At 72.3% G+C, this 26,201-nt stretch carries 29 protein-coding genes; 17 read left to right on the forward strand and 12 right to left on the reverse strand.

Annotated elements, in window-relative coordinates; genetic code table 11:
* Positions 1–36: 36 nt before the first annotated feature.
* On the reverse strand, positions 37–609 hold the full coding sequence (locus GUI43_RS18195; RefSeq protein WP_091400652.1) for a DUF3000 domain-containing protein: 573 nt from the start codon (positions 607–609) through the stop codon (positions 37–39).
* A gap of 149 nt (positions 610–758) precedes the next feature.
* Between GUI43_RS18195 and hemE the strand changes: the two genes are divergently transcribed.
* The 3 genes from hemE to hemQ are packed head-to-tail and all read left to right on the forward strand — an operon-like array spanning position 759 to position 3,970.
* A complete protein-coding gene (hemE, locus tag GUI43_RS18200) occupies positions 759–1,856 on the forward strand; it encodes a uroporphyrinogen decarboxylase (protein ID WP_112584926.1) in 1,098 nt (365 codons plus the stop codon).
* A 6-nt stretch (positions 1,857–1,862) separates the two neighbouring features.
* A complete protein-coding gene (hemG, locus tag GUI43_RS18205) occupies positions 1,863–3,272 on the forward strand; it encodes a protoporphyrinogen oxidase (RefSeq protein WP_112584928.1) in 1,410 nt (469 codons plus the stop codon).
* Positions 3,269–3,970, forward strand: coding sequence for a hydrogen peroxide-dependent heme synthase (gene hemQ, locus GUI43_RS18210; RefSeq protein WP_091400658.1), 702 nt, complete (start codon positions 3,269–3,271; stop codon positions 3,968–3,970). Before hemG ends, hemQ begins: the two co-directional genes overlap by 4 nt.
* Before the next feature lie 51 nt (positions 3,971–4,021).
* Here hemQ and GUI43_RS18215 read toward each other — a convergent pair whose 3' ends face one another.
* The 4 genes from GUI43_RS18215 to GUI43_RS18230 all read right to left on the reverse strand — a co-directional run bounded on the left by GUI43_RS18215 (position 4,022) and on the right by GUI43_RS18230 (position 7,131).
* On the reverse strand, positions 4,022–5,119 hold the full coding sequence (locus GUI43_RS18215) for a lytic polysaccharide monooxygenase auxiliary activity family 9 protein (protein ID WP_112584930.1): 1,098 nt from the start codon (positions 5,117–5,119) through the stop codon (positions 4,022–4,024).
* Between the two features lie 118 nt (positions 5,120–5,237).
* Positions 5,238–5,693, reverse strand: coding sequence for a GNAT family N-acetyltransferase (locus GUI43_RS18220; protein WP_112584932.1), 456 nt, complete (start codon positions 5,691–5,693; stop codon positions 5,238–5,240).
* A 24-nt stretch (positions 5,694–5,717) separates the two neighbouring features.
* The gene (locus tag GUI43_RS18225; protein WP_112584934.1) at positions 5,718–6,659 is read right to left on the reverse strand and encodes a DMT family transporter; all 942 of its coding nucleotides are present in this window, start codon (positions 6,657–6,659) and stop codon (positions 5,718–5,720) included.
* Between the two features lie 211 nt (positions 6,660–6,870).
* Positions 6,871–7,131, reverse strand: a complete 261-nt coding sequence (locus GUI43_RS18230; protein ID WP_091400670.1) for a metallothionein — start codon at positions 7,129–7,131, stop codon at positions 6,871–6,873.
* A 156-nt stretch (positions 7,132–7,287) separates the two neighbouring features.
* On the opposite strand from GUI43_RS18230, the gene GUI43_RS18235 reads away from it, so the two are divergent.
* From GUI43_RS18235 to GUI43_RS18245, 3 genes are all read left to right on the forward strand, one after another.
* On the forward strand, positions 7,288–7,563 hold the full coding sequence (locus GUI43_RS18235) for an isoamylase early set domain-containing protein (RefSeq protein ID WP_112604275.1): 276 nt from the start codon (positions 7,288–7,290) through the stop codon (positions 7,561–7,563).
* A gap of 109 nt (positions 7,564–7,672) precedes the next feature.
* On the forward strand, positions 7,673–8,413 hold the full coding sequence (locus GUI43_RS18240) for a lytic polysaccharide monooxygenase (RefSeq protein WP_112584938.1): 741 nt from the start codon (positions 7,673–7,675) through the stop codon (positions 8,411–8,413).
* Between the two features lie 254 nt (positions 8,414–8,667).
* Positions 8,668–9,108, forward strand: coding sequence for a DUF305 domain-containing protein (locus GUI43_RS18245; protein ID WP_258399425.1), 441 nt, complete (start codon positions 8,668–8,670; stop codon positions 9,106–9,108).
* Between the two features lie 26 nt (positions 9,109–9,134).
* Here the strand turns inward: GUI43_RS18245 and msrB are convergent, their stop codons facing one another.
* Positions 9,135–9,539 carry a peptide-methionine (R)-S-oxide reductase MsrB gene (gene msrB / locus GUI43_RS18250; protein ID WP_091400676.1) on the reverse strand — a complete coding sequence of 135 codons (405 nt, stop codon included), beginning with the start codon at positions 9,537–9,539 and terminating at the stop codon, positions 9,135–9,137.
* A 47-nt stretch (positions 9,540–9,586) separates the two neighbouring features.
* Here msrB and ligD point away from each other — a divergent pair, with 47 nt between their 5' ends.
* Positions 9,587–10,624: a non-homologous end-joining DNA ligase gene (ligD, locus tag GUI43_RS18255; protein ID WP_112699336.1), complete on the forward strand. Its 1,038-nt coding sequence runs from the start codon at positions 9,587–9,589 to the stop codon at positions 10,622–10,624.
* Positions 10,625–10,652: 28 nt separating this feature from the next.
* On the opposite strand, the gene GUI43_RS18260 is transcribed toward ligD, so the two are convergent.
* Both GUI43_RS18260 and GUI43_RS18265 read right to left on the reverse strand, forming a co-directional pair.
* Complete coding sequence (locus GUI43_RS18260; RefSeq protein WP_244220544.1) at positions 10,653–11,108, reverse strand: MarR family winged helix-turn-helix transcriptional regulator; 456 nt, start codon at positions 11,106–11,108, stop codon at positions 10,653–10,655.
* A complete protein-coding gene (locus GUI43_RS18265) occupies positions 11,105–11,953 on the reverse strand; it encodes an MBL fold metallo-hydrolase (protein ID WP_249037780.1) in 849 nt (282 codons plus the stop codon). The genes GUI43_RS18260 and GUI43_RS18265 overlap by 4 nt, the downstream gene beginning before the upstream one ends.
* Positions 11,954–12,052: 99 nt before the next feature.
* On the opposite strand from GUI43_RS18265, the gene GUI43_RS18270 reads away from it, so the two are divergent.
* The 8 genes from GUI43_RS18270 to GUI43_RS18300 all read left to right on the forward strand — a co-directional run bounded on the left by GUI43_RS18270 (position 12,053) and on the right by GUI43_RS18300 (position 21,339).
* Positions 12,053–12,667 (forward strand): YdeI/OmpD-associated family protein, encoded by a 615-nt coding sequence (locus GUI43_RS18270; RefSeq protein WP_091400680.1) that lies wholly within the window; start codon positions 12,053–12,055, stop codon positions 12,665–12,667.
* Between the two features lie 61 nt (positions 12,668–12,728).
* Positions 12,729–13,208 carry a DUF2975 domain-containing protein gene (locus GUI43_RS18275; RefSeq protein ID WP_112584946.1) on the forward strand — a complete coding sequence of 160 codons (480 nt, stop codon included), beginning with the start codon at positions 12,729–12,731 and terminating at the stop codon, positions 13,206–13,208.
* Entirely contained in the window at positions 13,208–13,423 is a 216-nt protein-coding gene (locus tag GUI43_RS18280) for a helix-turn-helix domain-containing protein (protein ID WP_030336216.1), read from the forward strand. Before GUI43_RS18275 ends, GUI43_RS18280 begins: the two co-directional genes overlap by 1 nt.
* Positions 13,420–13,584, forward strand: a complete 165-nt coding sequence (locus GUI43_RS33910; protein WP_167457709.1) for a hypothetical protein — start codon at positions 13,420–13,422, stop codon at positions 13,582–13,584. The genes GUI43_RS18280 and GUI43_RS33910 overlap by 4 nt, the downstream gene beginning before the upstream one ends.
* A gap of 130 nt (positions 13,585–13,714) precedes the next feature.
* Complete coding sequence (locus tag GUI43_RS18285; RefSeq protein WP_112699338.1) at positions 13,715–16,900, forward strand: FtsX-like permease family protein; 3,186 nt, start codon at positions 13,715–13,717, stop codon at positions 16,898–16,900.
* Positions 16,897–19,605, forward strand: a complete 2,709-nt coding sequence (locus GUI43_RS18290) for an FtsX-like permease family protein (protein WP_112699339.1) — start codon at positions 16,897–16,899, stop codon at positions 19,603–19,605. Before GUI43_RS18285 ends, GUI43_RS18290 begins: the two co-directional genes overlap by 4 nt.
* Position 19,606: 1 nt before the next feature.
* Complete coding sequence (locus tag GUI43_RS18295; RefSeq protein ID WP_112584952.1) at positions 19,607–20,602, forward strand: ABC transporter ATP-binding protein; 996 nt, start codon at positions 19,607–19,609, stop codon at positions 20,600–20,602.
* An 11-nt stretch (positions 20,603–20,613) separates the two neighbouring features.
* A complete protein-coding gene (locus tag GUI43_RS18300) occupies positions 20,614–21,339 on the forward strand; it encodes an ABC transporter ATP-binding protein (RefSeq protein WP_112585561.1) in 726 nt (241 codons plus the stop codon).
* Positions 21,340–21,543: 204 nt separating this feature from the next.
* Here the strand turns inward: GUI43_RS18300 and GUI43_RS18305 are convergent, their stop codons facing one another.
* Together GUI43_RS18305 and GUI43_RS18310 are read right to left on the reverse strand one after the other, a co-directional pair.
* Complete coding sequence (locus tag GUI43_RS18305) at positions 21,544–22,056, reverse strand: hypothetical protein (protein ID WP_146765924.1); 513 nt, start codon at positions 22,054–22,056, stop codon at positions 21,544–21,546.
* A gap of 63 nt (positions 22,057–22,119) precedes the next feature.
* A complete protein-coding gene (locus tag GUI43_RS18310; RefSeq protein WP_112699341.1) occupies positions 22,120–22,572 on the reverse strand; it encodes a GNAT family N-acetyltransferase in 453 nt (150 codons plus the stop codon).
* A 74-nt stretch (positions 22,573–22,646) separates the two neighbouring features.
* Between GUI43_RS18310 and GUI43_RS18315 the strand changes: the two genes are divergently transcribed.
* Positions 22,647–23,159 (forward strand): potassium channel family protein, encoded by a 513-nt coding sequence (locus tag GUI43_RS18315; protein WP_112699342.1) that lies wholly within the window; start codon positions 22,647–22,649, stop codon positions 23,157–23,159.
* On the opposite strand, the gene GUI43_RS18320 is transcribed toward GUI43_RS18315, so the two are convergent.
* Together GUI43_RS18320 and GUI43_RS18325 are read right to left on the reverse strand one after the other, a co-directional pair.
* Complete coding sequence (locus GUI43_RS18320) at positions 23,086–24,657, reverse strand: alpha/beta hydrolase (protein ID WP_112699351.1); 1,572 nt, start codon at positions 24,655–24,657, stop codon at positions 23,086–23,088. The genes GUI43_RS18315 and GUI43_RS18320 overlap by 74 nt on opposite strands.
* Before the next feature lie 58 nt (positions 24,658–24,715).
* A complete protein-coding gene (locus GUI43_RS18325; protein ID WP_112584960.1) occupies positions 24,716–25,831 on the reverse strand; it encodes an ATP-dependent DNA ligase in 1,116 nt (371 codons plus the stop codon).
* Positions 25,832–25,966: 135 nt separating this feature from the next.
* On the opposite strand from GUI43_RS18325, the gene GUI43_RS18330 reads away from it, so the two are divergent.
* Positions 25,967–26,179 carry a hypothetical protein gene (locus GUI43_RS18330; protein ID WP_112584962.1) on the forward strand — a complete coding sequence of 71 codons (213 nt, stop codon included), beginning with the start codon at positions 25,967–25,969 and terminating at the stop codon, positions 26,177–26,179.
* Positions 26,180–26,201: the final 22 nt, after the last annotated feature.

Below are 26,201 nucleotides of genomic sequence, written 5' to 3' on the forward strand. Positions count from 1 at the left end.
CAGGTGTCCGCAAAGTGGCCTCCCGAGGGCCGAATGTCAGGCTGCGCCGGCCGGGCGGCGGTCGGAGAGGGCGGTGACGCCGGGTGGGGGCAGACCGGCGGTGGAGGCGAGCAACGCGCACCAGCCGAGCAGGTGTGGGGTCAGGTCGTCGTCGATCGGCGTCCAGGACGCGCGGATCTCGATGTCACCGATGGTGGGTGGCCCGGCGAGATCGCCGAACCGGGTCGACATGGTCTGCGTCACCGTTCCGCCGATCGCCCGGTGGCCGGCGTCCTGGGCGTCCAACGCGTCGGTCAGCCACGTCCAGCCGACCCCGGGCAGCAGCGGGTCGGCGGCCAGATCGACCTCCAGCTCGGCGGTCACGTAGGTGACCAGCCGCAGGGTGCCCTGCCACGCCTCGTGCCCGACCGGATTGTGCAGCAGGATCAGCCGGCCGGTCGCCACCTCGTCGTCGTCGCGCAGCACTGTCGCGGCGAGCGCGAACGCGTACGGGGCCAGCCGCTGCGGGGCGCCGACCTCCTCCAGGGTGATCTCCGGCCGCGGGGCGGCCGACCGCAGCCCGGCGACCGCGCGGGCGAACGTCTCCGGGAGCGCGATCGGGGGGGCCATGTCGGCAGCCTATGCCGACGCCCGCCCCCCGCTTCGACGGCGCGCCGACGCTCACCGAGGGGCCCTCGCTTCGACTCCCAGGTAAGGAACGGTGCCCTTCCTCTCACCCCCACCCGGTTGGGGGTGGCGGGCGTGGCACGATTGCGGCGATGACCACGGACACCACGGGCACTGTCGCCCGAGACGGAGATTCCCGCCCCGGCGGACCGGCCGACTCGCCCTTCATCAGGGCCTGCCGACGTCGGCCCGTCCCGCACACCCCGGTCTGGTTCATGCGCCAGGCCGGCCGCTCCCTTCCGGAGTACCGGGAGATCCGGGCGAGCGTGCCGATGCTGGAGTCCTGCCGGCGCCCGGAGCTGGTCACCGAGATCACCCTCCAGCCGGTGCGCCGACACGGCGTGGACGCGGCGATCCTGTTCAGCGACATCGTGGTGCCCGTCGCCGCGGCCGGGATCGACCTGGACATCGTGCCGGGCACCGGCCCGGTGGTGGCCGAGCCGATCCGCACCGCCGCCGACGTGGAACGGATCCGCCGGATCACCCGTGACGACGTCTCGTACGTGGATGAGGCCGTCCGGCAGTTGGTGGTCGAGCTGGGCGACACCCCGCTGATCGGTTTCGCCGGCGCGCCGTTCACGCTGGCCAGCTACCTGGTCGAGGGCGGGCCGTCGCGCACCCACGCGAAGACCAAGGCCCTGATGTACGGCGACCCTGAGCTGTGGCACGCGCTCTGTGCCCGCCTGGCCGAGGTGACGCTGGCCTTCCTGCGGGTGCAGATCGAGGCCGGCGTCTCCGCCGTGCAGCTGTTCGACTCGTGGGCCGGCGCGCTCTCCGAGGCCGACTACCGCCGTTTCGTGTTGCCGCACTCGACCACCGTGCTGAGCGGGCTGGTCAACTCCGAGGTGCCGCGGATCCACTTCGGGGTGGGCACCGCCGAACTGCTCGGCGCGATGGGTGAGGCCGGGGCCGACGTGGTCGGCGTCGACTGGCGTACACCGTTGGACGTGGCCACCGGTCGGATCGGCGCGGACAAGGCGGTGCAGGGCAACCTGGACCCGTGCGTGCTGCTCGCGCCGTGGCCCGTTGTCGAGGCCGAGGTGCGCCGCATCCTGGAGCAGGGCCGGGCGGCCCCCGGGCACGTGTTCAACCTCGGCCACGGGGTGCTGCCGGAGACCGACCCGGAGGTGCTGACCCGGGTGGTCGCGCTGGTGCACGAGCTGTCCAGCCGCCGAGCCGACCAGGGCTGACCGGGAATGCGGCAGCCCTGGCGGGTGGCGGTGGTCGGCGGCGGGATCGCCGGTCTGGCCGCCGCGGTCCGCTTGCGCGACAGCGCACCGGCCGGCACCGAGATCACTGTGTACGAGCAGTCCGGCGTGCTGGGCGGGAAGCTGCGCACCGGGGAGCTGGCTGGTCAGCCGGTGGAGTTCGGCGCGGAGTCGTTCCTGATGCGCGACCCGACCGGCGCCGAGAGCGCTGCGGTGGCGTTGGCCCGCAGGCTCGGGCTGGCCGAGAAGATCGTGCACCCCACGGTGGGGCAGGCCGCGCTGGTCATCGACGGGGGGCTGCGCCCCATCCCGGGCGGCACACTGGTGGGCGTACCCGGGGATCTGGATCGGGTGGCCGCGGTCGCCCGCCCGGCCGCGGACGCCGACACCGACGGCGGTCGGCCGCTGGTCGGGCCGGACGCGGACGTCTCGGTGGGCGCGCTGGTCCGGTCCCGCTTCGGCAACGAGGTGGTCGAGCGGCTGGTCGACCCGATGCTGGGCGGCGTGTACGCCGGCCGTGCCGACGATCTTTCCCTGGTCACGACGATGCCGGCCCTGGCCCGCACGGCCCGGGTGGAGCACACCCTGGTCGGCGCGGTCCGGGCCGCGCAGGCCGCCGCGCCGCGTGCGCCCGGCGCCCCGGTCTTCGGCACCCTCGCCGGTGGGCTGAGCACCCTGATCGAGGCGGCGGTGACGGCCAGTGGCGCGACGGTGCGGCGGGACGCCGCCGTGCGCGAGTTGACCCCGACCGGCACCGGCTGGCGGCTCACCGTCGGCCCGACGCGTGACCCCCAGCTGGTGGACGTGGACGCCGTGGTGCTGGCGGTGCCGGCGCGACCGGCGGCGCGGCTGCTCGCCGGCCCCGCGCCGGCGGTGGCGGCGGGCGTCGGCGCTCTGGACTACGCGAGCGTCGCGCTGGTCACCATGGCGTTGCCGCAGCCGCGACTGCCCGAGCTGTCCGGCTTCCTGGTGCCGAGCACCGAGGGCCTGCTGATCAAGGCAGCGACTTTCTTCACCACCAAGTGGGGGCACCTGCGCCGGCCCGACGGGTTGGCCCTGGTGCGCGCCTCGGTGGGCCGGTACGGCGAGGAGGCGCACCTTCAGCGCCCCGACGCGGACCTGGCGGCCACCGTGCACCGGGAGTTGTCGGCGGTGCTCGGCACCCCGCTGCCCGCACCGGTCGACGGGCACGTGCAGCGGTGGGGCGGTGCGCTGCCGCAGTACGCGCCGGGGCACGCCGACCGGCTTGCCGCCGCGCGGACGGCGCTGCGGGCCGCGCACCCCACACTTGTCCTCGCCGGCGCCGGCTACGACGGCGTCGGTATCCCGGTCTGCGTCCGCTCCGGCGAGACGGCGGCCGAAGAGATCATCACAGCACTGGGAGGATCGGCGAGATGACCGAGCAGACCAACGCGGCCCGGTTGCGGGAGCTGAACGACAGCATCCGCTACACCATGTGGTCGGTGTTCCGGGCCAGCTCCCCGCTGCCGTCGCTGCGGGACAACGTCACCGGCGAGGTGGTGTCCCTCTTCGACGAACTGGCTGGCAAGGACGTCGTGATCCGGGGCGTGTACGACGTCTCCGGCCTGCGCGCCGACGCGGACGTGATGATCTGGTGGCACTCCGCGTCCAGCGACGCGCTCCAGGACGCTTACCTGCGGTTCCGCCGCACCACGCTGGGCCGGGCGCTGACCCCGGTGTGGTCGCAGATGGCGCTGCACCGGCCGGCGGAGTTCAACAAGAGCCACATCCCGGCGTTCCTTGCCGGTGAGGAGGCTCGCCCCTACATCTGTGTGTACCCGTTCATCCGCTCCTATGAGTGGTACCTGCTGCCGGACGCCGAGCGGCGCGAGATGCTGGCCGAGCACGGCAAGATGGCCCGCGGCTACCCGGACGTGCGGGCCAACACGGTCGCCTCGTTCGCGCTCGGCGACTACGAGTGGATGCTCGCCTTCGAGGCCGACGAGCTGCACCGGATCGTCGACCTGATGCGGGACCTGCGCGCCTCCAGCGCCCGTCGGCACGTCCGCGAAGAGGTCCCGTTCTACACCGGCCGCCGCCGTTCGGTAGCCGAGATCGTCAACTGCCTGGTCTGACCCCCGCCGACCGGCGCCGCACCCCCGCCCGGGTGCGGCGCCGGACGGGGATCAACTGGTCGTCGTACAGGAGACCAGCGGAACCGGGTTGCTGCCGTTCCACGAGCCGAGGAATCCGAACGTGGTGCTCGCGCCGGCAGCGAGGGTGCCGTTGTTGTTGGTGTTACGTGCGGTGACCAGCGTGCCGTTGGTGCTGACCGTCGCGTTCCACGACGAGGTGACCTGCTGGCCGTTGCCGTAGTTCCAGCTCACCGACCAGCCCCGGGTCGGTGAACCGCCGGCGGTCACCTTCACGTCGGCCTGGAAGCCACCGGACCACTGACCGGTCACCTGGTACGTCGCCGTGCAGGCGCCGGCCGGCGGCGGGGTGGTCGGCGGGGGCGTGGTCGGCGGGGGTGTGGTGGGCGGCGGGGTCGTCGGCGGGGGCGTGGTGGGCGGCGGGGTGGTCGATCCGCCGCCGAAGTCGACGTCGCTGCACAGGTAGTACGACTGGTCCAGGTGGCTGGCCTGCCAGACGGTGTAGACGATGTGCCGTCCGGTGCGTCCCGGCGCGCTGACCGGGATCTGGATCGAGACACCACTGGGGTCCGGGCTCCACTGGGAGGCGGGCGTGTTGCCGATCTGGCCGGCCAACTCCAGGTTGCCCCAGCCGAGTGGTTGGCTGGCCGCGTTGAAGCCCTGCTTGGTCACGTACACCCGGATGTAGTCGGCGCCGTGACGGGCCTGGTCGACGAAGCGGAGCCGGAAGTTGTTCGACACCGCTGTGGTCTTCCAGGCGCCGATGGTGTCCAGCGCGTTGTAGCGCGGGCTCTGGGTGCGTCCGCCGCTGCACAGCTGGCCATCGGGGACGGCGGCCTGGTGGTTGCCCCCCACTCCCTCGCGGTACAGGCCGTTCCAGTTCCACATGGCGGCGGGGTCGGCCTGCCAGGCCTGCCAGCACATCGGGTCCTCGGTGGCCATCCGCGGGTTCTGGAAGTCGCTGCCCCAGCGTTGCCAGCAGCTGTAGTTACGTGAGGCCGGGTCGACGACCGAACCATGCGCCGAAGCGGGCATGGGCAGCAGGGTGGTCAGTGCGGTCGTCAACAGGAGCGTGATGGTCGCCGCGATGGCGAACACCCAGAGCACGCGTCGTGATCGGGTGAAAGACATGGAGCCCCCGGGGGGATGAGGTCGGACGTCGACACCCGGATCGTCGGGAGTTGCCCACTCCCGTGCCTGATCGCTGGCTCCCGCGATGGCCCTACCCGGCACCATGCCAGCTCGATCGTCACCCGTCAATGGCTTCGCGTCGCATCGGCGTGTGCGGGATGCCGTCCTCCACGTACTCGGGGCCGCTGACCGTGAAGCCGTGCCGGGCGTAGAACGCGACCAGGTGCGACTGGGCCTCCAGCACGCACGGCCGGTTGCCCACCACCTCCAGCGCCGCCGTCATCAGCTGGCCGGCATGTCCGCCGCCGCGCGCCGCCGGGGCCACCACGACCCGACCGATCCGGGCGACACCGTCCGGGTCAGCCAGAATCCGCAGGTACGCCAGCGGCGCGCCGCCGTCGGTGAGCCAGACGTGCCGGGTGCCCGGCTCGACGTCCCGCCCGTCCAGCTCCGGGTACGGGCAGTTCTGCTCCACCACGAACACGTCGATGCGCAGTTTGAGCAGGTCGTGGAGGGTGCGGGCGTTCAGGTCGGCGAAGGACGCCGTCCGTAGCTCGGTGGTCTGCTGGGGCATCCACCGATGGTAGGTCGGGCGGGTTCACCGGCGGTCCGCCCGGTCGGGTGCGAGGTAGGTGGCGGCCACGGCGGTGAGCAGCAGGACACCGCCGACGATTACCGGCAGGGGGAGCGGTTCGTGCAGCAGCGCCACCGCCAGTGCCGCGGCGGTGAGCGGTTCGAGCAGGGTGAGCACTGCCGCGACGCTGCCCGGGGTGGTGCGCAGCCCGGCGTAGAACAGTGCGTACGCGACCGCCGTGGTGACCACGCCGAGGTGCAGCAGCAGCGTCACGGTGTCGAGGCGTACCGGCACGCTGACCCCGGTGACCAGGGCGAACGGCGCCAGGGTCAGCGCGCCGACCACGGTGGAGATGGTGGTCAGCGTCATCGGCGCGGTGCGCTGCGACACCTGACGGCTGATCAGGGTGGTCACCGCGTACCCGAGGCCGGAGCCGGCCGCCGCGAGCAGGCCGAGCAGCGGGGCGGGCGCCGCCGCGCCGGGGTGCTCGGTGGCGGCGGTGATCAGGACGAGGCCGGCCACCGCCGCGACCAGCGTGCCGAGTCGCAGCGGGCCTGGGAGCCGGCGGGCGTGCGCCGACTCCCAGGCCGCGGCGAGCACCGGTGCCAGGCCCAGGCTGACGATGGTGGCCACGCTGACGCCGGCCCAGGCCACGGCGGCGAAGTAGAGCGCCTGGTAGAGGCCGAGGCCGACGCCGGTGAGCAGCAGCGGTACGGGTGCGGCGCGCACTGTGGTCACGATCGTGCGGAGCCGGCCGGCGGTGCACGCCAGCAGCACGAGCGCGGCGATGGCGAGGCGGTGGAAACCGATGCTCACCGGGCTGAGCCCGGTGCTCTCGCGCAGGAGTTGCACCGCCACGCCTGTGGTGCCCCACAGCACCCCGGTGACGGTGATCTGGATCAGGCCGCTGCGGGCGGCGTGGCCGGCGGCCGAGGCGGCCGGCAGCGCGGTGCGGGTCGTGGACACGGGAGCGCTCCGAAGGGTGAGCCGTTGACGGGGACGACGTCGACGGAGCGCGTACGACAGGGTGGCCGAGCGGGGTCAGGTCACCCGGTCGGCGAGAGGCGCGGCGCTCCGCTCAGGAGCGCGGCGGGGGCAGGACGCCCAGGAACGGCCGCATGGCGACGACCGTACCCCAGCGTGGTGATCCGGTTGGCCCGCGGCCGGGCGGGCGCGGTCAGGCCGGGCGGGCGCCGACGGCGTCGCGGATCTCGGCGCCCACCGCGCCCTCGACGGCGCGGGCGCAGTGTGCGCAGCAGAAGAAGCGGCCGTTGACCTCGACACCGTGCCCGACGATCTTGACCTGGCAGTGCTCGCAGATCGGTGCCATGCGCTGGATCGCGCACTCGAACGAGTCGAAGGTGTGCACGTCGCCGCTGACGGTGTGCACCTCGAACGCCATCCAGTAGTCGTTGCCGCAGACCTCGCAGGTTGCCACCGAAAACCTCCGTTAAATGGACAAGTACCTACAGAATCACCCAGGTGACCCTGGCGTGGGGGCGGAACGTCGACGCCTGGCCACGACCGCGGCGTGTCGGCGTCGGCGTGTTGCCCGTTATGCCGGGTGAACCGCCGCAACCCCCGGAGGATCACCGTGATCAAGCGCAACAAGCTCTTCGGCAACCAGACCCGGGTCACCTTCTGCCTTCCCCGCGATGCCCCGCCCGGCCCGGTGAGCGTCGTCGGCTCCTTCAACGGCTGGCAGCCGGGCCGGCACGAGTTGGTGGCCCGCCGCGACGGCACCAGGACTGTGACGGTGAAGCTGCCGCCGGGGGAGTACCGGTTCCGTTACCTCGGCACCGGCGGCGTCTGGTTGGACGACGAGTCGGCCGACCAGGTCGACGACCGGGGCAGCCTGCTCCGACTCTGAAAAGGAAAACTGTCGTCATCGATGGATTTATCGATCAGAGTCTTTACTGTTAACAATGTTTAAATTACGTTGAGGGCACCCACCGGACCCTGGAGAAGGAGCTGCCCCCATGCGTCGAAGAATCACCGTCCCGCTGGTGGCGGCGGGCGCCGTCGCCGCCACCCTCACCGTCGCCGCCCCCGCGCAGGCGCACGGCTACGTCTCCGCCCCACCGAGCCGACAGGCGCTCTGCGCGCAGGGCCGGGTGCCCGACTGCGGGCAGATCAAGTACGAGCCGCAGAGCGTCGAAGGGCCCAAGGGCCTACGCAGCTGCAACGCCGGAATCGCCCAGTTCGCCGTCCTCAACGACGACAGTCGGGGCTGGCCGGCCACCTCGGTGGGCAGCTCGCTGACCTTCACCTGGGTGAACACCGCCCGGCACGCCACCAGCAACTGGGAGTACTGGATCGGCAACACCCGGGTCGGCGTGGTCAACGGCAACGGCCAGCAGCCGGGCGCCACCGTGTCGCACAACGTCAATCTCGGCGGCTTCTCCGGCCGGCAGAAGATCCTCGCGGTGTGGAACATCTCCGACACGGCGAACGCCTTCTACTCCTGCATCGACGTGCAGATCGGCGGCGGAGGGTCGAACCCGACGCCCACCCCCACCACCTCACCCACCCCACGGCCCACCCCGACCACCACGCCGACCACTCCGCCCGCGCCGGGCGGCAGTTGGACGACGGGTCGGGCGTACCAGGTCGGCGACCAGGTCACCTACGGCGGAGCGACGTACCGCTGCCGGCAGGCGCACACCGCGATCCCGGGCTGGGAGCCGCCGAACGTACCGGCGCTCTGGCTCAAGGTCTGACCGCACACGGGTGCGGCCCCTGGTCGCACCCGTGTCGCCGCCCTCGCGTGAACGGAGCAACCGGCATGCCCCGCCATACCCCGCTGGCGTCCCTCGTTGCCGCTCTGCTGCTCACCGGAGCCTGCGCCGGATCTCCCACGTCGAGCCCGTCGGCCCTGCCTCAGCCGGCCCCCGCGTCCCCGGTCGGCTCGGCGGCGGCCGGGTCCGCAGGTGCCGGGTCCGCGGGCGTCGGGTCCGCGATCGAGGCGGACGCGATGAGCGGGATCGACGTGGTGTTTCTGAGCACCATGGTCGGGCACAGCGAACGCACCCTGCAGATCGTCCGGCTGGCCCGGGACCGGGTGCGCGACGACGCGCTGCGCACCCTGGCTGCCGCCGTCGAGGCGACCGAGGCCGACGAACTGGCCGCCATGCGCGGCTGGTTGCCCACGACCGGGCCAGGTGCCAGCGCGGCCGCACACCACCACGACGGGCACGGCGACGACGCCGCCCTCGACCGGCTGCGGACCGCGCCGGACGCGGACGTCGACCGAGTGCTGCGCGACGTGCTCGCCGACCACCAGCGATCGGCCGCCGACCTGGCCCGATCCCACGTCGGCGTCGGCCGCAACGAACGGGTCCGCGACCTGGCCCGGCGGATCGAGCAGTCCCGGACCGCCGAGGTCGACCTGCTCAGGGGTACGGGTACGCCCTGAGCACTGTCACGCCCTGGGTGTCCGGGTCAGCGGGGTTCCAGCTTGATGGAGACCGAGTTGACGCAGTGCCGGGTGTCCTTCGGGGTGAAGCCCTCGCCGTGGAAGACGTGCCCGAGGTGACTGTCGCAGCGGGCGCAGCGGATCTCCGTACGCGCCATGCCGAGGGTGCGGTCCTCGATCTCCTTGACCCGGCCCGGGATGGCGTCGTCGAAGCTCGGCCAGCCGCAGTGCGAGTCGAACTTCGTGTCGCTGGAGAACAGCTCCAGCCCGCAGGCGCGACAGTGGTAGACCCCCTGGGTCTTCGTGTCCACGTACTCGCCCGTCCACGGGCGTTCGGTGCCGGCCTCCCGCAGGACGTGGAACTCCTCGGGGGTCAGTCGGACCCGCCACTCTTCGTCGGTACGGGGCAGCTCGTTGTCGTCAAGACTCACCCCTCAACGGTACGTCGAACGTCGGGGGCGTGGCATAAGGTCGCGGGATGGGTGGCACCAAGGCTGCGGCCGCCGAGGTCGAGGTGGCCGGGCACACCGTCCGGCTGAGCAGTCCGGATCGGGTGATCTTCCCGCAGCGGGGGTTCACCAAGGCGGACGTCTTCCACTACTACCTCGCGGTCGGCGACGGGATCATGCGCGCTCTGCGGGACCGACCGACCACCCTGCAACGCTTCCCCGAGGGTGTCGAGGGCGAGGCGTTCTTCCAGAAGCGGGTGCCCACCCGGGGGGTGCCGCCCTGGGTGACGACCACGCAGATCACCTTCCCGAGCGGTCGGAACGCGTCGGAGCTCTGCCCGGCCGATCTGGCGCACGTGGCCTGGGCGGCGCAGATGGGCACCATCGTCTTCCACCCGTGGCCCGTGCGGGCCGCCGACGTCGACCGCCCCGACGAGCTGCGCATCGACCTGGACCCGCAGCCCGGCACCGACTTCGCCGACGCGGCGCGGGCCGCCGGCGAGGTCCGCGCGCTCCTCGACGAGCTGGGCGCGACCGGCTGGCCGAAAACCTCCGGCGGTCGGGGCGTGCACGTCTACCTGCGCATCCAACCCCGCTGGACGTTCACCGAGGTGCGCCGGGCCACCATCGCGCTGGCCCGGGAGGTGGAGCGCCGCAACCCCGACCTGGTCACCACCGCCTGGTGGAAGGAGGAGCGCGGCACCCGGGTCTTCGTCGACTTCAACCAGATGGCGCGCGACCGCACAATCGCCTGCGCCTACTCGCTGCGGGCCAACGCGCGTGCCACCGTCTCGACCCCGGTCAGCTGGGACGAGCTACCCGATGTCGACCCGGACGACTTCGACCTGCGCACCGTGCCGGCCCGGCTCGCCGAGCGAGGTGATCCGCACGCCGGCATCGACGACGCACCGTGGGACATCTCCCCGCTGCTGGAGTGGGCCGAGCGGGACGCCGCCGCCGGTCAGGGCGACCTGCCGTACCCGCCGGACCACCCGAAGATGCCCGGCGAGCCCAAGCGGGTGCAGCCGAGCCGCGCCAAGCGATCTCCCGACGAGGAGAACGCCTGAGCGCCGAGCTACCTGTGCTCGCCGAGCATCACAGGCACGACCCCGGGTCCACCGCCGTGCCGATGATCGCGAAGAGCATCCGGCGGAACACGTCGACCTCGGCCTGATTGAAGCCGGCCATCGCGTTCCGCTCCGCCTCCTCGCTGGCGTGGGCGACCCGCGCCCGTACCTTCTCGCCGGTGGTCGTGATCGCCGGAATGCGCAGCCGGCGGTCGCGGGGATCGGAGTGGCGTACGACGAGATTCTTCTGTTCGAGTCGATCGAGTTGGGTCATCAGCGTGGTCTTGTCGAGCCCGAGGGTCCTGGCCAGCTCGACCTGGGTCAGCCCGGGTGTCTTGTCGAGCGCGCTCAACACGATGTAGTCCCGCAGGTGCAAGCCGTGCCTCTCGGCCTGTTCACCGGTCACCACGTGCATCCGTTGGGCGGCGCGATGCAACAGCCAGGTGATCTCGGAGTCGAGCGACGGCGCCGGTCCAGCGGTCATCGCGCCGCACCTGACAGCAGCGGGATTCCCTCGTAGGCGCGCCGGTCGTGGGCCGGAACGACCTGCACCAGCTCGGTCAGCGCGGCCGATCGCAGGATGCCCTGTCGCACCTGTTCGGCGTCGCTGTCGGCGAGGGCCCGTAGCAGCCAGGGGCGTTCCACCCGCCGGTGAACTCCGTCCAGTTGCCAGGTCAGGTCCCCGATGAACGCGTAGCGCTGCCCGGACGGAAGGGTCACGAACGCGACCACGGACCCCGTCGTGTGGCCGCCGGCCAACGCCAGCACCAGGGAACCGTCGCCGTGGACGTCGAAGCTCGCGGAAAAGCCGAGGTACGCGGGGCCGTCGAAGGAGTATTCGCGGATCTCGTGGCCGGGCGAGACGGCGCGGAAGACCTTGCCGTCACCGTCGCTCGCGGCGTACTCAAGCTCGCCCCTGTTCATCCAGACCGGAAGGTCGAGCGAGTCCAGGCCGCCCGCGTGGTCCCAGTGCGAGTGCGTCAGGAACACCCCGCGGAGCCTGGTGCGGTCGTAACCGCTGTCATCGAGCTGCTCGTGCACGGTTCGGGTGCTCTGGAAGGGGGCGCGGGCGAAGCGCGGCTGCATGGCGACGTGCGCGGCGACGTCGGCCCCGAAGCCGGCATCGATGAGGAAGTCGCCCTTCGGGTGCCGCACGAGGATGGCGGTGGCGGCGAACTGCCGCTTGTCACGGAACGAGCCACCGCGAAGGGCAAATGCCGCTCGCGTCTCGTAGGTGCCCGTGGGGAGTTGATAGATCGCCATGTCGGGTGGCGGTGTCGCCTCGGGAAGGGCAGCCGTCCACGGCTCGGGGGCAGGAAGGGTCTTCACCGCCCGATCGTACGACGTCAGATCGTCCGGCGCCAGACGAACTCTTCCGGCCTGGAAGCGCGGAGCCGTAGCGTCGGACGCTGCGATTAGCCTGCCGTCATGGCGAGCACAGAGCTGGATGAGTTGATCGTCGCGGACGCCGAGGCCCTGCGGGCATGGTTGTCGGCCAACCACGCCACGTCGCCCGGCGTCTGGCTGGCCCTGACCAGGAAGGGTGGCACGGTCACGACGGTGACCTGGCAACAGGCGGTCGACGAGGCCCTGTGCGTCGGCTGGATCGACGGGCAGGCCCGTAAGCGGGATGAGGAGTCCTCCTGGATCCGATTCACTCCGCGTCGGTCCCGCAGTTCGTGGTCCCAACGCAACGTCGCCAACGTGGCCCGGCTTGAGGAGCAGGGGCGGATGCTGCCGGCGGGCCGCGCCGCGGTGGACGCCGCGAAGGCGGACGGGCGGTGGGCGGCCGCCTACGCCCCGCCGTCGGAGGCGGAGGTGCCGGCCGACCTGCTCGCCGCCATCGCCGCCGAGCCCGCCGCCCAGGCCATGCTGGACGTGCTCACCAAGGCCAACCGGTTCGCTCTCATCCATCGCCTCAATGCTGTCAAGCGGGCGGAGACCCGTGAGCGCAAGATCGGCGAATTCGTCGCCATGCTGGCCCGTCACGAGACGTTCTACCCCCAGAAGGCGAGGCCGGCGCCCGGGCCGACGTCGTCGTGAGCGGGAGCCAACGCTCCAGCGACCGATTGACTTTCGATAGGTAACGAGCGAAACTCGATGCATGGTTACGGAGCATCGAGCGGTAGCCGCTCTCAGAGTCGTACTCGGGGTCCTGTTTGTGGTCCTGATCGGGTTCCAGACGTTCTCACTGCCGGGGCAGTTCGCGCACATGGCACAGGAGTCGCCGGAGCACGCCTACCTCCGGTGGCCGTTGACCGCCGTGACGGTGTTCTGGGTGCTGTGCGTCCAAGTGGTGATCGTGTCCACGTGGCAGTTGCTCAACATGGTCAAGAACGACCGCATCTTCACCGAGGCCTCCCTGAAGTGGGTCGACCTGATCGTCTGGGCCATCGGCGCGGGGTGGCTGGTCCTCGTGGGTGTCTTCCTCTACGTCGGCTTCAACGCGGACGACCCGGGCGGTCCGATCCTGCTGTTCCTGTTGACCATGGGTGTCACGGTGCTGGGGCTCCTCATGGTGGTGATGCGGGCGCTGCTGCGGCAGGCCACCACCCTGCGGACCGACATGGAAGCGGTGATCTGATGCCCATCGTCGTCCGCATCGACGTGGAGTTGGCCAAGCGCAAGATGAGCGTCGGCGAGTTCGCCGAGCGCGTCGGGCTCACCCCCGCCAACGTGGCGGTGCTGAAGAACGGCCGCGCCAAGGCGGTCCGTTTCAGCACCCTCGAAGCGATGTGCCGAGTGCTCGACTGCCAACCCGGAGACCTGCTGGAGTGGGTCGAGGAGGAAACCCCATGAAGTACGCCCTGACCGTCGCCGCCGTTCTCGTGGTCGCCCTCGGCGTCGCCGGAATCGTGCACGGGGAGGCCGACGACTCGCCTGGCCTTCAACTCCTGGGCGTCGTGCTCGTACTCGGCGCTGTGGTGTTCGGCATCCGCAACCTTCGAGGCGGCAGTTAGCCGCCCCGGCGCGCTGGCCGGCCCGACCTGACCCCTCCCGTAATAACGATCATGTAACGGGCGCGAACCTTTCCCGGTAGGTGGCCTGTCTTGATGGTCGTCGGCCCGCCAGGGCCAGGGGAGGCGTCGGATGAAGCTGGTGTGGAGGCGGGCCCGCGAGGCGCGAGGGTTGCTGGTCGCGGCGGTGATCGCAGCCCTCGTCGCCGTCGCGTTGGTCACGGGGCTGTCCGACTACAACCGTCGGGCGGTGGACGCCGGGCAGCGGGCACTGGTCGCCGCCTCGCCCGCCGAGGAGCGCGGCCTTCTGGTCAGTGGCTCGGGTGGGCGGGACACGGCCGAGTTCGCAACCCGGGACAAGGCGGTCCGAGCCGAGTTCGCCACCGGGCTCGGCGGCGTCCCGGTGAGTGTCACCGCCGCCCGTTACGGCACCGGCCGGGAACTGACCGGCGACCTCGGGCAGATCCCGCGTACTGCCGACGAACCGGTCTTCGCGAACCTGGCCACGCTCGCCGACCTCGCCAGCCACGCCGAGCTGACCAGCGGAGCCTGGCCCAGCCCCGGAGCGAACCCCGTCCAGGTGAGCCTGCCCGAGCGGGTCGCCGGCGCCCTCGGCCTGACCGTCGGCGAGCGCGTCCCGGTGCGCGACCGGGCCACCGAACGACGCGGGGAGTTGGTGCTCGCCGGCACCTGGCGGCCCCGCGACCCGTCGGACGCGTACTGGCTGCTGGCCCCCGGGGTAGGGGCGGGCAGTGCCAGTTCCGGCACCTCCTACGGGCCGTTCACGCTCGACCCGGCCGACTTCGCGGCCACCTTCCCGGGCTCGGTGTCGGTGTCCTGGCTGGCCCAACCGGACCTCGGCGCCGTCGACACCGCCGACCTGCCCGCCGTTCGGAAAGCCCTCACCGAGGCGCTCTCGGCCGTGCCCGAGGCCGCCCAACTGGGCAGCTCCGGGCAGACGGTGACCAAGATGCCGCAGTTGCTGGACCGGATCGGTCGCGCCGACCTGGTGGGTCGCTCGTCGCTGGCCACCCCGCTCCTGCTCATTCTGGTGCTCGCCGGGTACGCGCTGGTGCTGGTCGCCGCACTGCTGCACGAGGACCGCCGCCCGCAGACCGCACTGCTGCGCGCCCGCGGCGCCGCCCGTCGGCAGTTGGCCGGCCTGGCCGCCCGTGAGGCGACACTGGTGGTCGCCCCGGCAGCCGTGCTCGGTCCGCTGATCGCCGGTGAGGCGTTGCGGTACATCCGACCCGGCGGGTCCGGTGACCTCTCCACCGCCGGCGGCAACACCACACTGGTCTGGGCGGCGGCAGCGGCCACCGCGGCCGGCTGCCTCGTCGCCATGGTCCTCCCGGCGCTGCGTGGCGCCGGGACGTACGTCGCCGACATGGCGGCCCGATCCCGGCCGAACCGGGCCGCGAGCGTCCAACGCGCCAGCGTCGACCTGGTGCTCGTGGCGCTCGCCGTGCTCGCCTGGGTGCAGCTGCGCCGGTACGCCTCCCCGCTGGCCGGTTCGGGTGGCCAACTTGGGCTCGACCCGCTGCTGGTCGCCGCCCCGACGCTCGGCGTGCTGGCCGGTGCCGTGCTGGCGTTGCGGGTGCTCCCGCCGCTCACCCGGTTCGCGGAGCGGTTCGTCGACCGACGCCCCTGGACCGCCACCATGTTCGGCATGTGGCAGGCCGGCCGGCGTCCCCACGCCGGCCCGGTGCTGCTGCTCGCCCTCGCCGTCGGCGGCAGCACCCTGGCCTGGTCGCTGATCAGCACCGGCGAGCGGTCCCAGGTCGAGCAGGCCGGCCACACGGTCGGCGCCGACCTCCGGGTGACCGAACGGACCGGGGGCGCCCCACCGACCCGGGCCGGTGAACTCGCCGCGCTGCCGAGCGTCGACCGGGTGCTGCCGGCGTGGCGGGACGAGATCCGGGTCGGGCGGGAGAACCTGCCGGCGACCGTGATCGGTGTCGACCCGGCCAGCGCCCCGGGCGTCGTCCGGCTCGCCGACCGCCTCGGCGACGGATCGGCGTCGGAGCAGTACCGGAGGATGGTCGGCGCGCGGGGAGAGCCCGCCGGCGTCGAACTGCCCGCCGGGGCGCGTGAGATCACCGGCACGATCCGTACCCCGGTGAGCAACGCCGCCCGGTCGCTGAAGGTCGCTGTGACGCTGCTGGTCACCACCCCCGACGGGCTCGCCCTGCGGCTGCCGGCGGCCGACGCCGACAGCGACGGCCGGGCCACCCCGTTCACCGCGCGACTGCCCGACCTGGGCGGGGCGCGGCTGCGGCTGGCCGGCTTCGAGGCCGACGGTGGGTTGGCCGCCGGCAACTCCTACGAGCTCCAGGTGGACGGGCTGACGGTGGTCAAGGCCGACGGCACGAAACAACCGGCCGAACTGGGCGGCGACTGGGCCGTGACCGCCCTCGGGCAGGAGCCCATGCCGGTACGGACCACCGGCGCCGGGTTCGCCGCGGCGCGCGCGGTCGACGTGATCCCCGGCGGGCAGTTCGCGTACCAGCCGCCCACCCGGTTCGCTGTCGTGCCGGGCGGAGACAACAAGCCCATACCGGTGTTGATGACCCCCGGGGTCCGCAACGCGCTGAGCCTGCGCGTCGGCGACACCGTCGACCTGACCCTCTCCGGGGCGACGCTGCCGGTGCACCTGGTCGGCGAGCTGGACGCCGTGCCGGCCACCACCGGCGAGGGCGTCCTGCTGGACCTGCCGGCGGCGGTCGACGCGATGATCCGGAGCAGCGGCGCGGTGCGACCCGTACCGGAATGGTGGGTCGGCGCCGCCGACGCGAACGCCGCCGCCCAGGCGGTCAGCGCACTCCCGGGCATCACAGTGCTCAACCGGGAGGCGGCCATCGAGGCGGCCGCCGACGACCCGTACTGGCGCGGCTCGCGTACCGGCATGCTCGCCGCCGCGCTCGGCGCGGTGCTGCTCGCCCTCGTCGGCCTGATGGTGGACGTGTGGGCCACCGCGCGGCGTCGGCTCGGCGAGTTCGCGGTCCTGCACACCCTCGGCGCCACGCCCCGGCTGATGGCTCGGGCGCTGCTCGCCGAGCAGACGTTCCTCGCCGGCATCGGCGTGGGCGTCGGGCTGTTACTCGGCACCGCGGTCGGCGCGACGATGGCCCCACTGGTCATCCTCACCCCGGCCGCCGGCCGGCCGACACCCCCGGCGGCGTTCGTGCTGCCCTGGGTGCCAATCGGCCTGACCGCGGTCGGTCTGCTGCTGGCGGCGCTCGCCTTCAGCGCGTTCATCGCCACCGGCATCCGTCAGCGGGTGGCGGCGGTGCAGCTGCGAATCGGGGGAGAACGATGAGCGTCGGGGCGGCCGTCCGGCGGGTCCGGGCGTACGGGGGGCAGTTCCTGCTGCTGGCGGTGCTGACCCTGGTGGTCACGCTGCTGATCAGCGGAGTGCCCCGGCTGGTCAACCGGCTCGCCGAACAGGGGCTGCGAGCGCAACTCAACAGCGAGCCGGCCGCCCGCCGGGACATCTCGTACTCCACCAGCATTGAGCCCGCGACGTCGCGGCGGACGGCGATGGGCGACGCCGCCGAACGGTTCGACGCCCTGGCCGCGGAGATGCCGCCGCCGGTGCGTTCGGCAGTGACCGAGCGGTGGTACAGCGTCCAGACCGCAGAGGCCCGCGTGGTCGGGCCGGACCTGGCGGCCCGCAACCTGCTGGTCGACATGAGCCTGCGGGCCATGCCCGACATTCAGGGAGCGAGCACCCTCGTCGAGGGGACGTGGCCGAGCGAGACGTACGTTCCCGACCGGCCGATCGAGGTGGCGCTCGACGTCGACGTGGCCCGCAAGCTCAACCTGCGCGCCGGCAGCCAACTGCGCATCGGCAGAACCGATGACAAGGGCAGACTCATCGACGGTGTCCCGCTGGTGGTGACCGGGCTGTTCCGCCCCGTCGACAGCGCCAACGGCATCTGGGACGGGCTGCCACAGCTGCTGCGGATCATCGAACCGCAGGGCGATGGCCAGCCGTTCGTCATCGTCGGCGTCGTCGCGCAGTCGCCCCTCAACAAGCGGGCCGCCGAGGGCTGGCCGATCCAGTCCAACTGGCGGTACCGACTGGGCGTCGACCGGATCGACGCACGCGAGCTGGACCAGATGATCGACGGCCTGCAGGTGATGCAGCGCAACCTGCCGATGGGGCTCACCCTGACCCAGGGTGTCGACGTTCCGTTGCGTGCGTTCGCCGCCCAGATCGACGCCGTCCGGACCCTGCTCGCGGTGATCGCGGCTGGTGTCCTGGCCACCCTGGCGGGGCTCATCGTGCTCGCGGCCAGCCTCGCCATCAGACGACGTCGCTCGGAGTTCGCGCTGCTGCGCGCCCGAGGGGGTGGGGCCACCGCCGGCGCCCGGCGCAGCCTCGCCGAGTCGGTGCTGGTGGTGCCGGTCGCCGCAGTGCTGGGCTGGTGGCTGGGCACCCTGTTCCCCGGTGCCCCGGATCCAACCACGCCTTATGTCATCGGCGTGACCGTGCTGGTCACGCTGGCACTGCCGTTGGCGACACTGGCCGTACCGGCCGGCGGAGCGGGGCGCCGGGACCTGATCCGGGTGCGCCCGTCGGCCCGTCGGCTCACCGTCGAGGTCTCCCTGCTGCTCCTGGCCGGGCTCGCCGCGGTGCTGCTGCGTCGGCGTGGCCTGACGCTCGGCGAGGTGGACCCGTTGCTCGTGTCGGTGCCGGTGCTCCTCGCGATCGCGGCGGCGGTGCTGGCGCTGCGCGCGTACCCCTGGCCGTTGTTGCTGGTCAGCCGGCTGGCCGCGCGGACCCGGGGCAGCGTGGCGTTCCTCGGCACGGCCCGCGCCGGGCGCGCGGCGGTCGCCGCCCCGCTGGTCGTGGTGGTACTGGCGATCGGCACCGCGGCGTTCTGCGCGGTCGTGGCCGCCGGCATCGACGCGAGCAGGGAACGGGCCGCCGCGCAGATCGTGCCCGCCGACGCGGTGATCCGCGGGGAGCGCTTCGCACCCGACACCATCGACGAGCTGGGCCGTCTGCCGGGGGTCCGGGCCGTCACCCGGGTGCTGTACGAGGACGATGAGCGGTTGGCGTCCGACGAGGTCGGCACCGACGCCTTCATCGGGCAGACGGACGTGCTGCTGGTCGACGGCTCGGGGTTGGACAAGGTGGCCCGCGACTCCCAGGTGGACCTGTCGGTTCCGGCCGCGCTGCGCACCGCCGCGCCCGGCCCGGGGCCGCTGCCGGCGATCGTCTCACCGGCGGTCGCCGCCGACCTCGCGAAGGCCAAGCTGGACGACTCCGCCTTCATCTCGGTGCAGGGCCAGCGGTACGAGTTCCGGGTGGCCGGCACCGCTGACGGTTTCCCGATGCTGGCGGCGAACGCCAGCCGGTTCGTGATCCTGCCCTGGCAGGCCCTGCCGACGCGTACCACCACACCCGTGCCGACCAGCCTGCTGATCGCCGGGGACCCGCTGGACGCCGAGGCGCTGCGCGTCGCCGGCGACCAGGGGCAGGAGCGCTACCAGCGGGACGGCACGGTCACCGGTCGGGAACGGATGATCGGAGTCACCGTCGACACCCGGGCGGAGGTCCGCCGGGATCTCGGCGAGGGCGGGGCGAACGGGGTGCTGGCCTTCGGGTTCGTGGCCGGCGCCGTCGGCGGCACCGTGCTCGGGCTGTTGGCCATCGCGTTCACCGTGTTGGCCGGCGCGCGCGCCCGGGGCCAGGTGCTGTCCCGGCTGCGCACCCTCGGCCTGTCCCGCCGGCAGTGGCGAGGGCTGCTGCTGGTCGAGTTGACCCCGCTGGTCGCGGTGTCGGTGCTGACCGGCGCGCTGGTCGGTGCGGTGCTGCCCCTGCTGCTCAACCCGGTGCTCGGCCTGTCCGCGTTCACCAGTGGTGTGCCGGTCCGGGTGGCTTTCGAGCCCAGCCTGGTCGCCGCGGTGCTCGCGCTCGGGGCGGTCGCCCTCGGCTTCGCGGTCGCCGTCGAGGCCCTGAACAACCGCCGGTTGCGCCTCGGAGAGGTGCTTCGGCTCGGAGAGGAGAGCTGAGATGACCGCTACCGCCCAGACTCCACTGGTGCCTGACCTGGCCGCCCTGCAACAGCGGGCAGCGCTTCGCGCTGCCGAGCGGGCCGGCGGGCAGGACCGCCTCCGCGGGCACATCGTCTGCGACGGCCTGGTGCGCATCTTCAAGACCGAGGGGGTGGAGGTGGTCGCCCTGCAGGGGCTCGACCTGGTCATCGACCGGGGTGAGCTGGTGGCGATCGTCGGTGCCTCCGGTTCGGGCAAGTCGACCCTGCTCAACATCCTCTCCGGTCTGGACACCCCGACCGCCGGTATCGCCCGGGTGGCCGACTACGACCTGCTCTCGCTCTCCGCCAAGCGACGGCTGAGCTACCGCCGGCAGCTGGTCGGGTTCGTCTGGCAGCAGACGGGCCGCAACCTGCTGCCGTACCTCAGCGCGCTGGAGAACGTCGAGCTGCCGATGCAGTTGGCCGGCAAGCGCAGCCGCAGGGCCCGCCGGGAGCGGGCCCGGGAACTGCTCGACCTCGTCGGTGTGGGCTACTGCGCCGACCGGCGGCCCGGGCAGCTCAGCGGTGGCGAACAGCAGCGGGTCGCGGTGGCGGTGGCGGTGGCCAACGACCCGGAGGTGCTCTTCGCCGACGAGCCCACCGGTGAGCTGGACGAGGCGACCGGCGCGGAGGTCTTCGCGGCGCTGCGCACCATCAACGCGGAACTGGGCGTGACCATCGTTGTCGTCACCCACGACCTCGCCGTGGCCACACAGGTCCGCCGGACCGTCGCGATCCGCGACGGCCGGACCGCCTCCGAGGTACGCCGGACCGCGCGGACCGACGCGGACGGCAACACCGAGCTGGTCAGCGAGGAGTACGCGGTGCTGGACCGCAACGGTCGGATGCAGCTGCCCGCTGCGTTCGTCGACGCGCTCTCGCTGAAGGAGCGGGTCCGGCTCGACCTGGAGCCGGATCATGTGCAGGTACGGCCCGGCAACCGGGCCTCGGACGAGCGGGGGGCGCGGGCATGAGCCGGCAGGACATGGTGGTGACCGGTGCGGCCGGTTTCGGCGGTGTGCCCTCGGCGCACCCCGACGAGGTGGTCCGGGTCAGTGGGGTCAGCCGGACCTTCGGCCGTGGTGAGCACGCCGTGCACGCCGTGCGGGACGTGTCGTTCACTGCCAACCGGGGCGAGTTGGTCGCCATCCGAGGTCGGTCCGGGGCTGGCAAGACGACGCTGCTGAACCTGATCGGTGGGCTGGACCGGCCGGACAGCGGTCAGGTGGTGGTGGCCGGGCACGAGGTCACCTCGGCCGGGGAGGCGGAGCTGCTGCGGCTGCGCCGGGGCACCGTCGGGTTCGTGTTCCAGACCTTCGGGCTGGTGCCGATCCTCTCCGCCGCCGAGAACGTTGGCGTGCCGTTGCGGCTGGCGCAGGTGCCGGCCGCGGAACGGGAGGAGCGCGTCGCGGTGCTGCTGGAACTGGTCGGCCTGGGTGGGCACGCCGCGCAGCGCCCGTACGAACTCTCCGGTGGCCAGCAGCAGAGGGTCGCGGTGGCCCGCGCGTTGGCCAATGAGCCGGACCTGCTCATCGCCGACGAGCCCACCGGTCAGCTCGACTCGGAGACCGGTCGGTCCATCATGGACCTGCTGCGCGCGGTGGTGCACGCCCGGGGCATGACGGCCCTGGTGGCCACTCACGACCCGGCCCTGATCGACCTCGCCGACCGGGTGCTCGTTCTGCGCGACGGCCGCCTGGTCGACGGCTGACCGCCATCGAACTGCTGCCCGACGCTGTCCCACGCCTGCCGCTTGCGGCGGTTGGGCGGCGGGTGGCTGGGCGGCGGGTGGCTGGGCGGCGGATGGTGGTCCGCGCTCGCTGTGGAGCTGATGTCGTCAACGAATCGCCGGACGGTGACTCGTCTACGACATCAGCTCCACAGCCTTGTACGGCGGTGGGGCGAGGGAGTTCCCCTACTGCGTCTGGTCGGGCCGGTCGTGTTTGGGCCGGTCGTTGCTGGGTTCGTCGGTGCGCTTCTGGCCGTCAGGAAGAGACCCGGCCAGCGGGATCAGCAAATAGCCCAGCAGGGCGAGGAGAAGACCGGCGCCCGGCCCGGTCGAAATCAACTCGTGTCTGGCGTAGGGGTCCTCGGCCTCGAAGTACCAGTACGTCCCGGTGAGGCTGCCGCAGGCGAGCACGTTGGAGATGAGCATTCCCAGGCTGGCCTGCCGCCCGACCCAGCGGGCCGGGCCGGTGTTGGCGAGCGACAGCGCCGCGAACACGGCGGCGGTCACCGCGAACGGGAGCGCCCAGCCGAGCACCTTCGAACCCGGAGTGGTTTCCGTCCGATCCAGGTAGACGCTGCGCCAGGCGGGCAGCCAGAACGCGACGACGACCAGGAGGACGCCGACCACCAACAGCGCCGAGCCAGTCCGCCGCCACGACGGGCGCGACGGTGCGGCGCCGGGCATCGTCGGCCTGCTCATGGCAGCGAACGTAACCCGGTCGGGGCGACTCGCACTGCCCCGCCGGGTGAACGCGACGCCGGGTCAGAGCGCGAGCTTCATGCCCTCGTGGCTGGCCACGAAGCCGAGGCCCAGGTAGAAGCGGTGCGCGTCCCCGCGGGTCTTGTCGGTGGTGAGCTGCACCAGCGCGCAGCCACGCTCGCGAGCCTGGTCGATCGCCCAGGTCATCAGGTCCCGGCCCAGCCCCTGGCCACGCCGGTCGGAGCGGACCCGGACCGACTCGATCAACGAGCGCTCGCTGCCGTGCCGGCCCAGGCCCGGGATGTAGGTGATCTGCAGGCAGCCGACCAGTTCGCCGGCCTGCTCGGCCACGATCAGCTGGTTGCGTGGGTCAGCGTCGATGGCCGCGAACGCCCTCTCGTACGCCTCGTCAACCTCGGTGAAGTCGCGGGCCTTGCCCAGGACGTCGTCGGCGAGCAGGGCGATGACGGCGGGCAGGTCCGCCCGGGCGGCCTCCCGGTAGATCACGTCGCTCATACCGGCGATCCTGGCACAGCGAAACCGAGGAATGGGTCTGTGCCGGTTGCGGGCAACGGGCAGCATGGGGCGGCATGGAGCTAGTGCTGCTGCCGTTCCGCTGGATATACCGGGCGTTGGTGTGGTTCGCGAACTCGCCCCGCACGCTGATCACCTCGTACCTGTTGATGATCGTGGTGGCCGGTTTCATCTACGGCGAGGTCGAGGAGCGCAGCCCGGCCGACGCCGTCTGGTGGGCTGTGGTGACCGCCTCGACCGTCGGGTACGGCGACATCTCGCCGACCACCTGGGCGGGCCGGACGCTGGCCGCGCTGCTCATCTCGACCATGGTGCTGCTGGTCATCCCGCTGATCACCGCGCACTTCGCGAGCCGGCTCATCGTCGACGACAACGCCTTCGAGCATGAGGAGCAGGAGCAGCTCAAGGCCGACGTGCGCCGAATGCGGGCGCTACTGGAGGAGTTGGCCACCCGGCAGGGGATCGATCTGCCCCCGCTGCCACCGGCTCCGCCCGTCAGCGGGCCGGGCAGCGCTTCCCCTCCGGTGGGACGGTCAGGTCGATCAGGTAGGCGTCGACCGCGTCGGTGATGCAGGAGGTCTGCGGGTAGGCGGTGTGCCCCTCGCCCTCCCAGGTCAGCACCCGACCGACACCCAGCATCGACGCGAGTCGTGGGGTCTGCTCGTACGGCGTCGCCGGGTCGCCTGTGGTGCCGACCACCACGATCGGCGGTGCGCCGTTCGCCTTCCCGGTCGGGTACGGGTCACGCCCGCCCGGCCATTCGACGCAGCTCAGCATGCCGACCGCCAACGCCGGCCCGAACAGCGGATATTTTCCGCGCCACTCGGACTGCAACCGGCGGATCTGCTCCCGGCTCGGCTTCTCCGTCTCGTCGGCGCAGTTGATGGCCAGGTTGGCGTCGAACAGGTTCGAGTAGTGCCCGTTGTCCTCCCGGCCGGCGTACGCGTCGGCGAGTCGGAACACGTCCTTCGGGTCGCCCTCGGCGAGTTTGTCGATCGCCTGGGCCAACTCCTGCCAGCCGGATTCGGTGTAGAGCGAGGAGATGACGGCGTAGAACACCCAGCCGGCGGTGGCCTCCCGCCCATCGGCGCCGCGTACCGGGGAGACCTTGGCCTTGTCGATGGCCGAGGTGACCGCGGCGCGGGCGTCCGGGGCGATCGGGCAGCGGCCAGCGTTCGCCGCGCACCAGCGGGTGAAGTTGGTGAAGGCCCGTTCGAAGCCGCGGGCCTGGCTCTCCGAGCCCTCGACCAGCCGCTGCTGCGGGTCGACCGCGCCGTCGAGCACCAGCGCCCGCACCCGCTGTGGGTAGAGCTGGGCGTACGTGGCACCGAGCAGGGTGCCGTACGAGTAGCCCAGGTAGGTGAGCTTGTCGTCGCCCACGGCGGCGCGTACCGCGTCCATGTCGCGGGCGGCCTGCTCGGTGCCGTACAGCGGCAACTGGTCGCCGTAGCGGTCGCCGCAACCGCGCCCGATCCGCTGGCTCAGGCCGACGAAGCCGTCGAATGCCGCCTGGCTCGCCGGGTCCGGGTCGAAACCGAAGCTGGCGTCCAGGTCGGCGTCGGAGATGCACTTCACCGGGCTGGACCGGGAGACCCCGCGCGGGTCGAAGCCGACAATGTCGAAGCGCTCGGTGATCGAGGCGGGCAGCCCGCCGAACTGGGGGCCGAAGGAGAGGTAGACGGCGGTGTCGACACCGGAACCGCCCGGACCGCCCGGGTTGATCACCAACGAGCCGACCCGGTCGCGCTGCTTGGTGGACCGGGCGCGCAGCAGGGCGATCTCGAAGGTCTGCCCGGCGCCCGGGCCGGCGGTCGCCCCGCCGCCGGTGCCCCAGTCACGGGGCACCGCGATCCGGGTGCACTCGTAGCGCATGTTCGGTGCGCTCCGCCCGACCAACTCGTCGGGCACCTCCGGGCAGGGCCGCCAGTTCGGTGCGCTGCCGGTCGGGGCGGCCGCGCCCTCCACCTCGGTGCGCGGCGCGAACGCCGGCAGCGTGCAACCGGCGGTGAGCAGCGCGGCGACGCCGAAGGCGGCCAGAGTGCGACGGACCCGGCGGCTGGTCGCCATCCGAGGCTGGTCGGCGGTGCGGGTCACGTGGTCCTCCGGAATCGGGTCGACGGCCAGGCTACGCCGAGCCGGTGGCGGCTCGGTCCACGGTGGCCGTCGGGTCGCCGCGCAGCACCTGATCCACGTCGAAGCGGATCGGCCGGTCGAGCTGGTCGTAGCGGCAGGATCGGGGGTCGCGGTCCGGGCGCCACCGAACGAACTGCGCGGTGTGCCGGAACCGTTCGCCCTCCATGGCGTCGTAGCCCACCTCGACCACCAACTCGGGGCGCACCGGCTCCCACTCCAGGTTCTTGGTGCCGGTCCACCGGCTGACCCCACCGGGAATGCGTTGGCCACGCTCGTGGTCGCCGTGCACCCACGGGTGCTCGCCGCCGGTGTCCCGATAGGGCGCCAGCTCGTCGAGCAACTCGGCGCGGCGGGCCATGCTGAACGACGCGCTCACCCCCACGTGGTGCAGGACCCCGGCGTCGTCGTACAGGCCGAGCAGCAGCGAGCCCACCACCGGGCCGGACTTGTGCCAGCGGAAGCCGGCCACCACCGCGTCCGCGGTGCGGGCGTGCTTGACCTTGAACATCAGTCGCTTGCCCGGCTCGTACGGCAGGTCGGCGGGCTTGACGATCAGACCGTCCAGCCCGGCGCCCTCGAAGACGTCGAACCAGCGCCGCGCGGTGTCCGGGTCGGTGGTGACCTGGGTGACGTGGACCGGCGGGCGCACCCCGGCCAGCGCCTCGACCAGCCGCTCCCGGCGGCGCGGGTAGGGCTGGTCGAGCAGGGCCTCGTCACCGATCGCCAGCAGGTCGAACGCGACGAAGTCGGCAGGGGTGGTCTCGGCCAGCATCTTCACCCGGGACGCGGCCGGGTGGACGCGCTGGGCCAGCAGCTCGAAATCCAGCCGGGGCTGGCCGCTCGGCCCGTCACGCCGAATCACGATCAACTCCCCGTCGACCGCGCACCGCTCCGGCAGCTGCCGGCGGGCCTGCTCGACCACCTCGGGGAAGTAGCGGGTCATCGACTTGCCGCCCCGGCTGGCCAACTCGACCTCGTCGCCGTCGCGGAACACGATGCACCGGAACCCGTCCCACTTGGGCTCGTAGGTCACCCCTGGCGTGGTGGGCAGCTTGGGAACGCTCTTGGCCAGCATCGGCTCGACCGGCGGGTTGATCGGCAGGTCCACGCCGACCAGTCAATCAGACGGTGCCGACAGTCGTGAGGCAGATCACCGTGGATGGCGGGGCGGCGTGTCCCCCTACGCGCCGCCCGTCCCCACCGGGCGAATCAAATAACCGCAGGTCAGAGCTACTTTCGCGAGGTGTCCGAGTGGGTCTGTGACTGCTGCGGGCGGTGGCGGGTGAGCATCGAGCTGATCCGGGGCCGCTACCGCTTCCGGCTGACCCGCCGCTACCCCGAGCGGTTCGGTGGCGGCCGGAACGTGCTCGGCGAGGTCGGCTCAGTGCCGGAGCTGGAGGAGCTGCTGCGGCGGCGTACCCCGCTCACCCTGGCCGACCTGCGCGAGGCCGCCTGATCCGCGCGGCGGCCGAGGACGG

Origin of the sequence: Micromonospora noduli, assembly GCF_003264365.1 — a bacterium.
Classification (GTDB): domain Bacteria; phylum Actinomycetota; class Actinomycetes; order Mycobacteriales; family Micromonosporaceae; genus Micromonospora; species Micromonospora noduli.

What these genes read in the sequence shown, in the direction of transcription:
- GUI43_RS18195 (WP_091400652.1), bottom strand. Translation starts at nt 609, where the DNA reads ATGGCCCCCCCGATCGCGCTCCCGGAGACGTTCGCCCGCGCGGTCGCC.
- hemE (WP_112584926.1), top strand. Translation starts at nt 759, where the DNA reads ATGACCACGGACACCACGGGCACTGTCGCCCGAGACGGAGATTCCCGC.
- hemG (WP_112584928.1), top strand. Translation starts at nt 1,863, where the DNA reads ATGCGGCAGCCCTGGCGGGTGGCGGTGGTCGGCGGCGGGATCGCCGGT.
- hemQ (WP_091400658.1), top strand. Translation starts at nt 3,269, where the DNA reads ATGACCGAGCAGACCAACGCGGCCCGGTTGCGGGAGCTGAACGACAGC.
- GUI43_RS18215 (WP_112584930.1), bottom strand. Translation starts at nt 5,119, where the DNA reads ATGTCTTTCACCCGATCACGACGCGTGCTCTGGGTGTTCGCCATCGCG.
- GUI43_RS18220 (WP_112584932.1), bottom strand. Translation starts at nt 5,693, where the DNA reads ATGCCCCAGCAGACCACCGAGCTACGGACGGCGTCCTTCGCCGACCTG.
- GUI43_RS18240 (WP_112584938.1), top strand. Translation starts at nt 7,673, where the DNA reads ATGCGTCGAAGAATCACCGTCCCGCTGGTGGCGGCGGGCGCCGTCGCC.
- GUI43_RS18245 (WP_258399425.1), top strand. Translation starts at nt 8,668, where the DNA reads ATGAGCGGGATCGACGTGGTGTTTCTGAGCACCATGGTCGGGCACAGC.
- ligD (WP_112699336.1), top strand. Translation starts at nt 9,587, where the DNA reads ATGGGTGGCACCAAGGCTGCGGCCGCCGAGGTCGAGGTGGCCGGGCAC.
- GUI43_RS18260 (WP_244220544.1), bottom strand. Translation starts at nt 11,108, where the DNA reads ATGACCGCTGGACCGGCGCCGTCGCTCGACTCCGAGATCACCTGGCTG.
- GUI43_RS18270 (WP_091400680.1), top strand. Translation starts at nt 12,053, where the DNA reads ATGGCGAGCACAGAGCTGGATGAGTTGATCGTCGCGGACGCCGAGGCC.
- GUI43_RS18275 (WP_112584946.1), top strand. Translation starts at nt 12,729, where the DNA reads ATGGTTACGGAGCATCGAGCGGTAGCCGCTCTCAGAGTCGTACTCGGG.
- GUI43_RS18280 (WP_030336216.1), top strand. Translation starts at nt 13,208, where the DNA reads ATGCCCATCGTCGTCCGCATCGACGTGGAGTTGGCCAAGCGCAAGATG.
- GUI43_RS33910 (WP_167457709.1), top strand. Translation starts at nt 13,420, where the DNA reads ATGAAGTACGCCCTGACCGTCGCCGCCGTTCTCGTGGTCGCCCTCGGC.
- GUI43_RS18285 (WP_112699338.1), top strand. Translation starts at nt 13,715, where the DNA reads ATGAAGCTGGTGTGGAGGCGGGCCCGCGAGGCGCGAGGGTTGCTGGTC.
- GUI43_RS18290 (WP_112699339.1), top strand. Translation starts at nt 16,897, where the DNA reads ATGAGCGTCGGGGCGGCCGTCCGGCGGGTCCGGGCGTACGGGGGGCAG.
- GUI43_RS18295 (WP_112584952.1), top strand. Translation starts at nt 19,607, where the DNA reads ATGACCGCTACCGCCCAGACTCCACTGGTGCCTGACCTGGCCGCCCTG.
- GUI43_RS18300 (WP_112585561.1), top strand. Translation starts at nt 20,614, where the DNA reads ATGGTGGTGACCGGTGCGGCCGGTTTCGGCGGTGTGCCCTCGGCGCAC.
- GUI43_RS18305 (WP_146765924.1), bottom strand. Translation starts at nt 22,056, where the DNA reads ATGAGCAGGCCGACGATGCCCGGCGCCGCACCGTCGCGCCCGTCGTGG.
- GUI43_RS18310 (WP_112699341.1), bottom strand. Translation starts at nt 22,572, where the DNA reads ATGAGCGACGTGATCTACCGGGAGGCCGCCCGGGCGGACCTGCCCGCC.
- GUI43_RS18315 (WP_112699342.1), top strand. Translation starts at nt 22,647, where the DNA reads ATGGAGCTAGTGCTGCTGCCGTTCCGCTGGATATACCGGGCGTTGGTG.
- GUI43_RS18320 (WP_112699351.1), bottom strand. Translation starts at nt 24,657, where the DNA reads ATGGCGACCAGCCGCCGGGTCCGTCGCACTCTGGCCGCCTTCGGCGTC.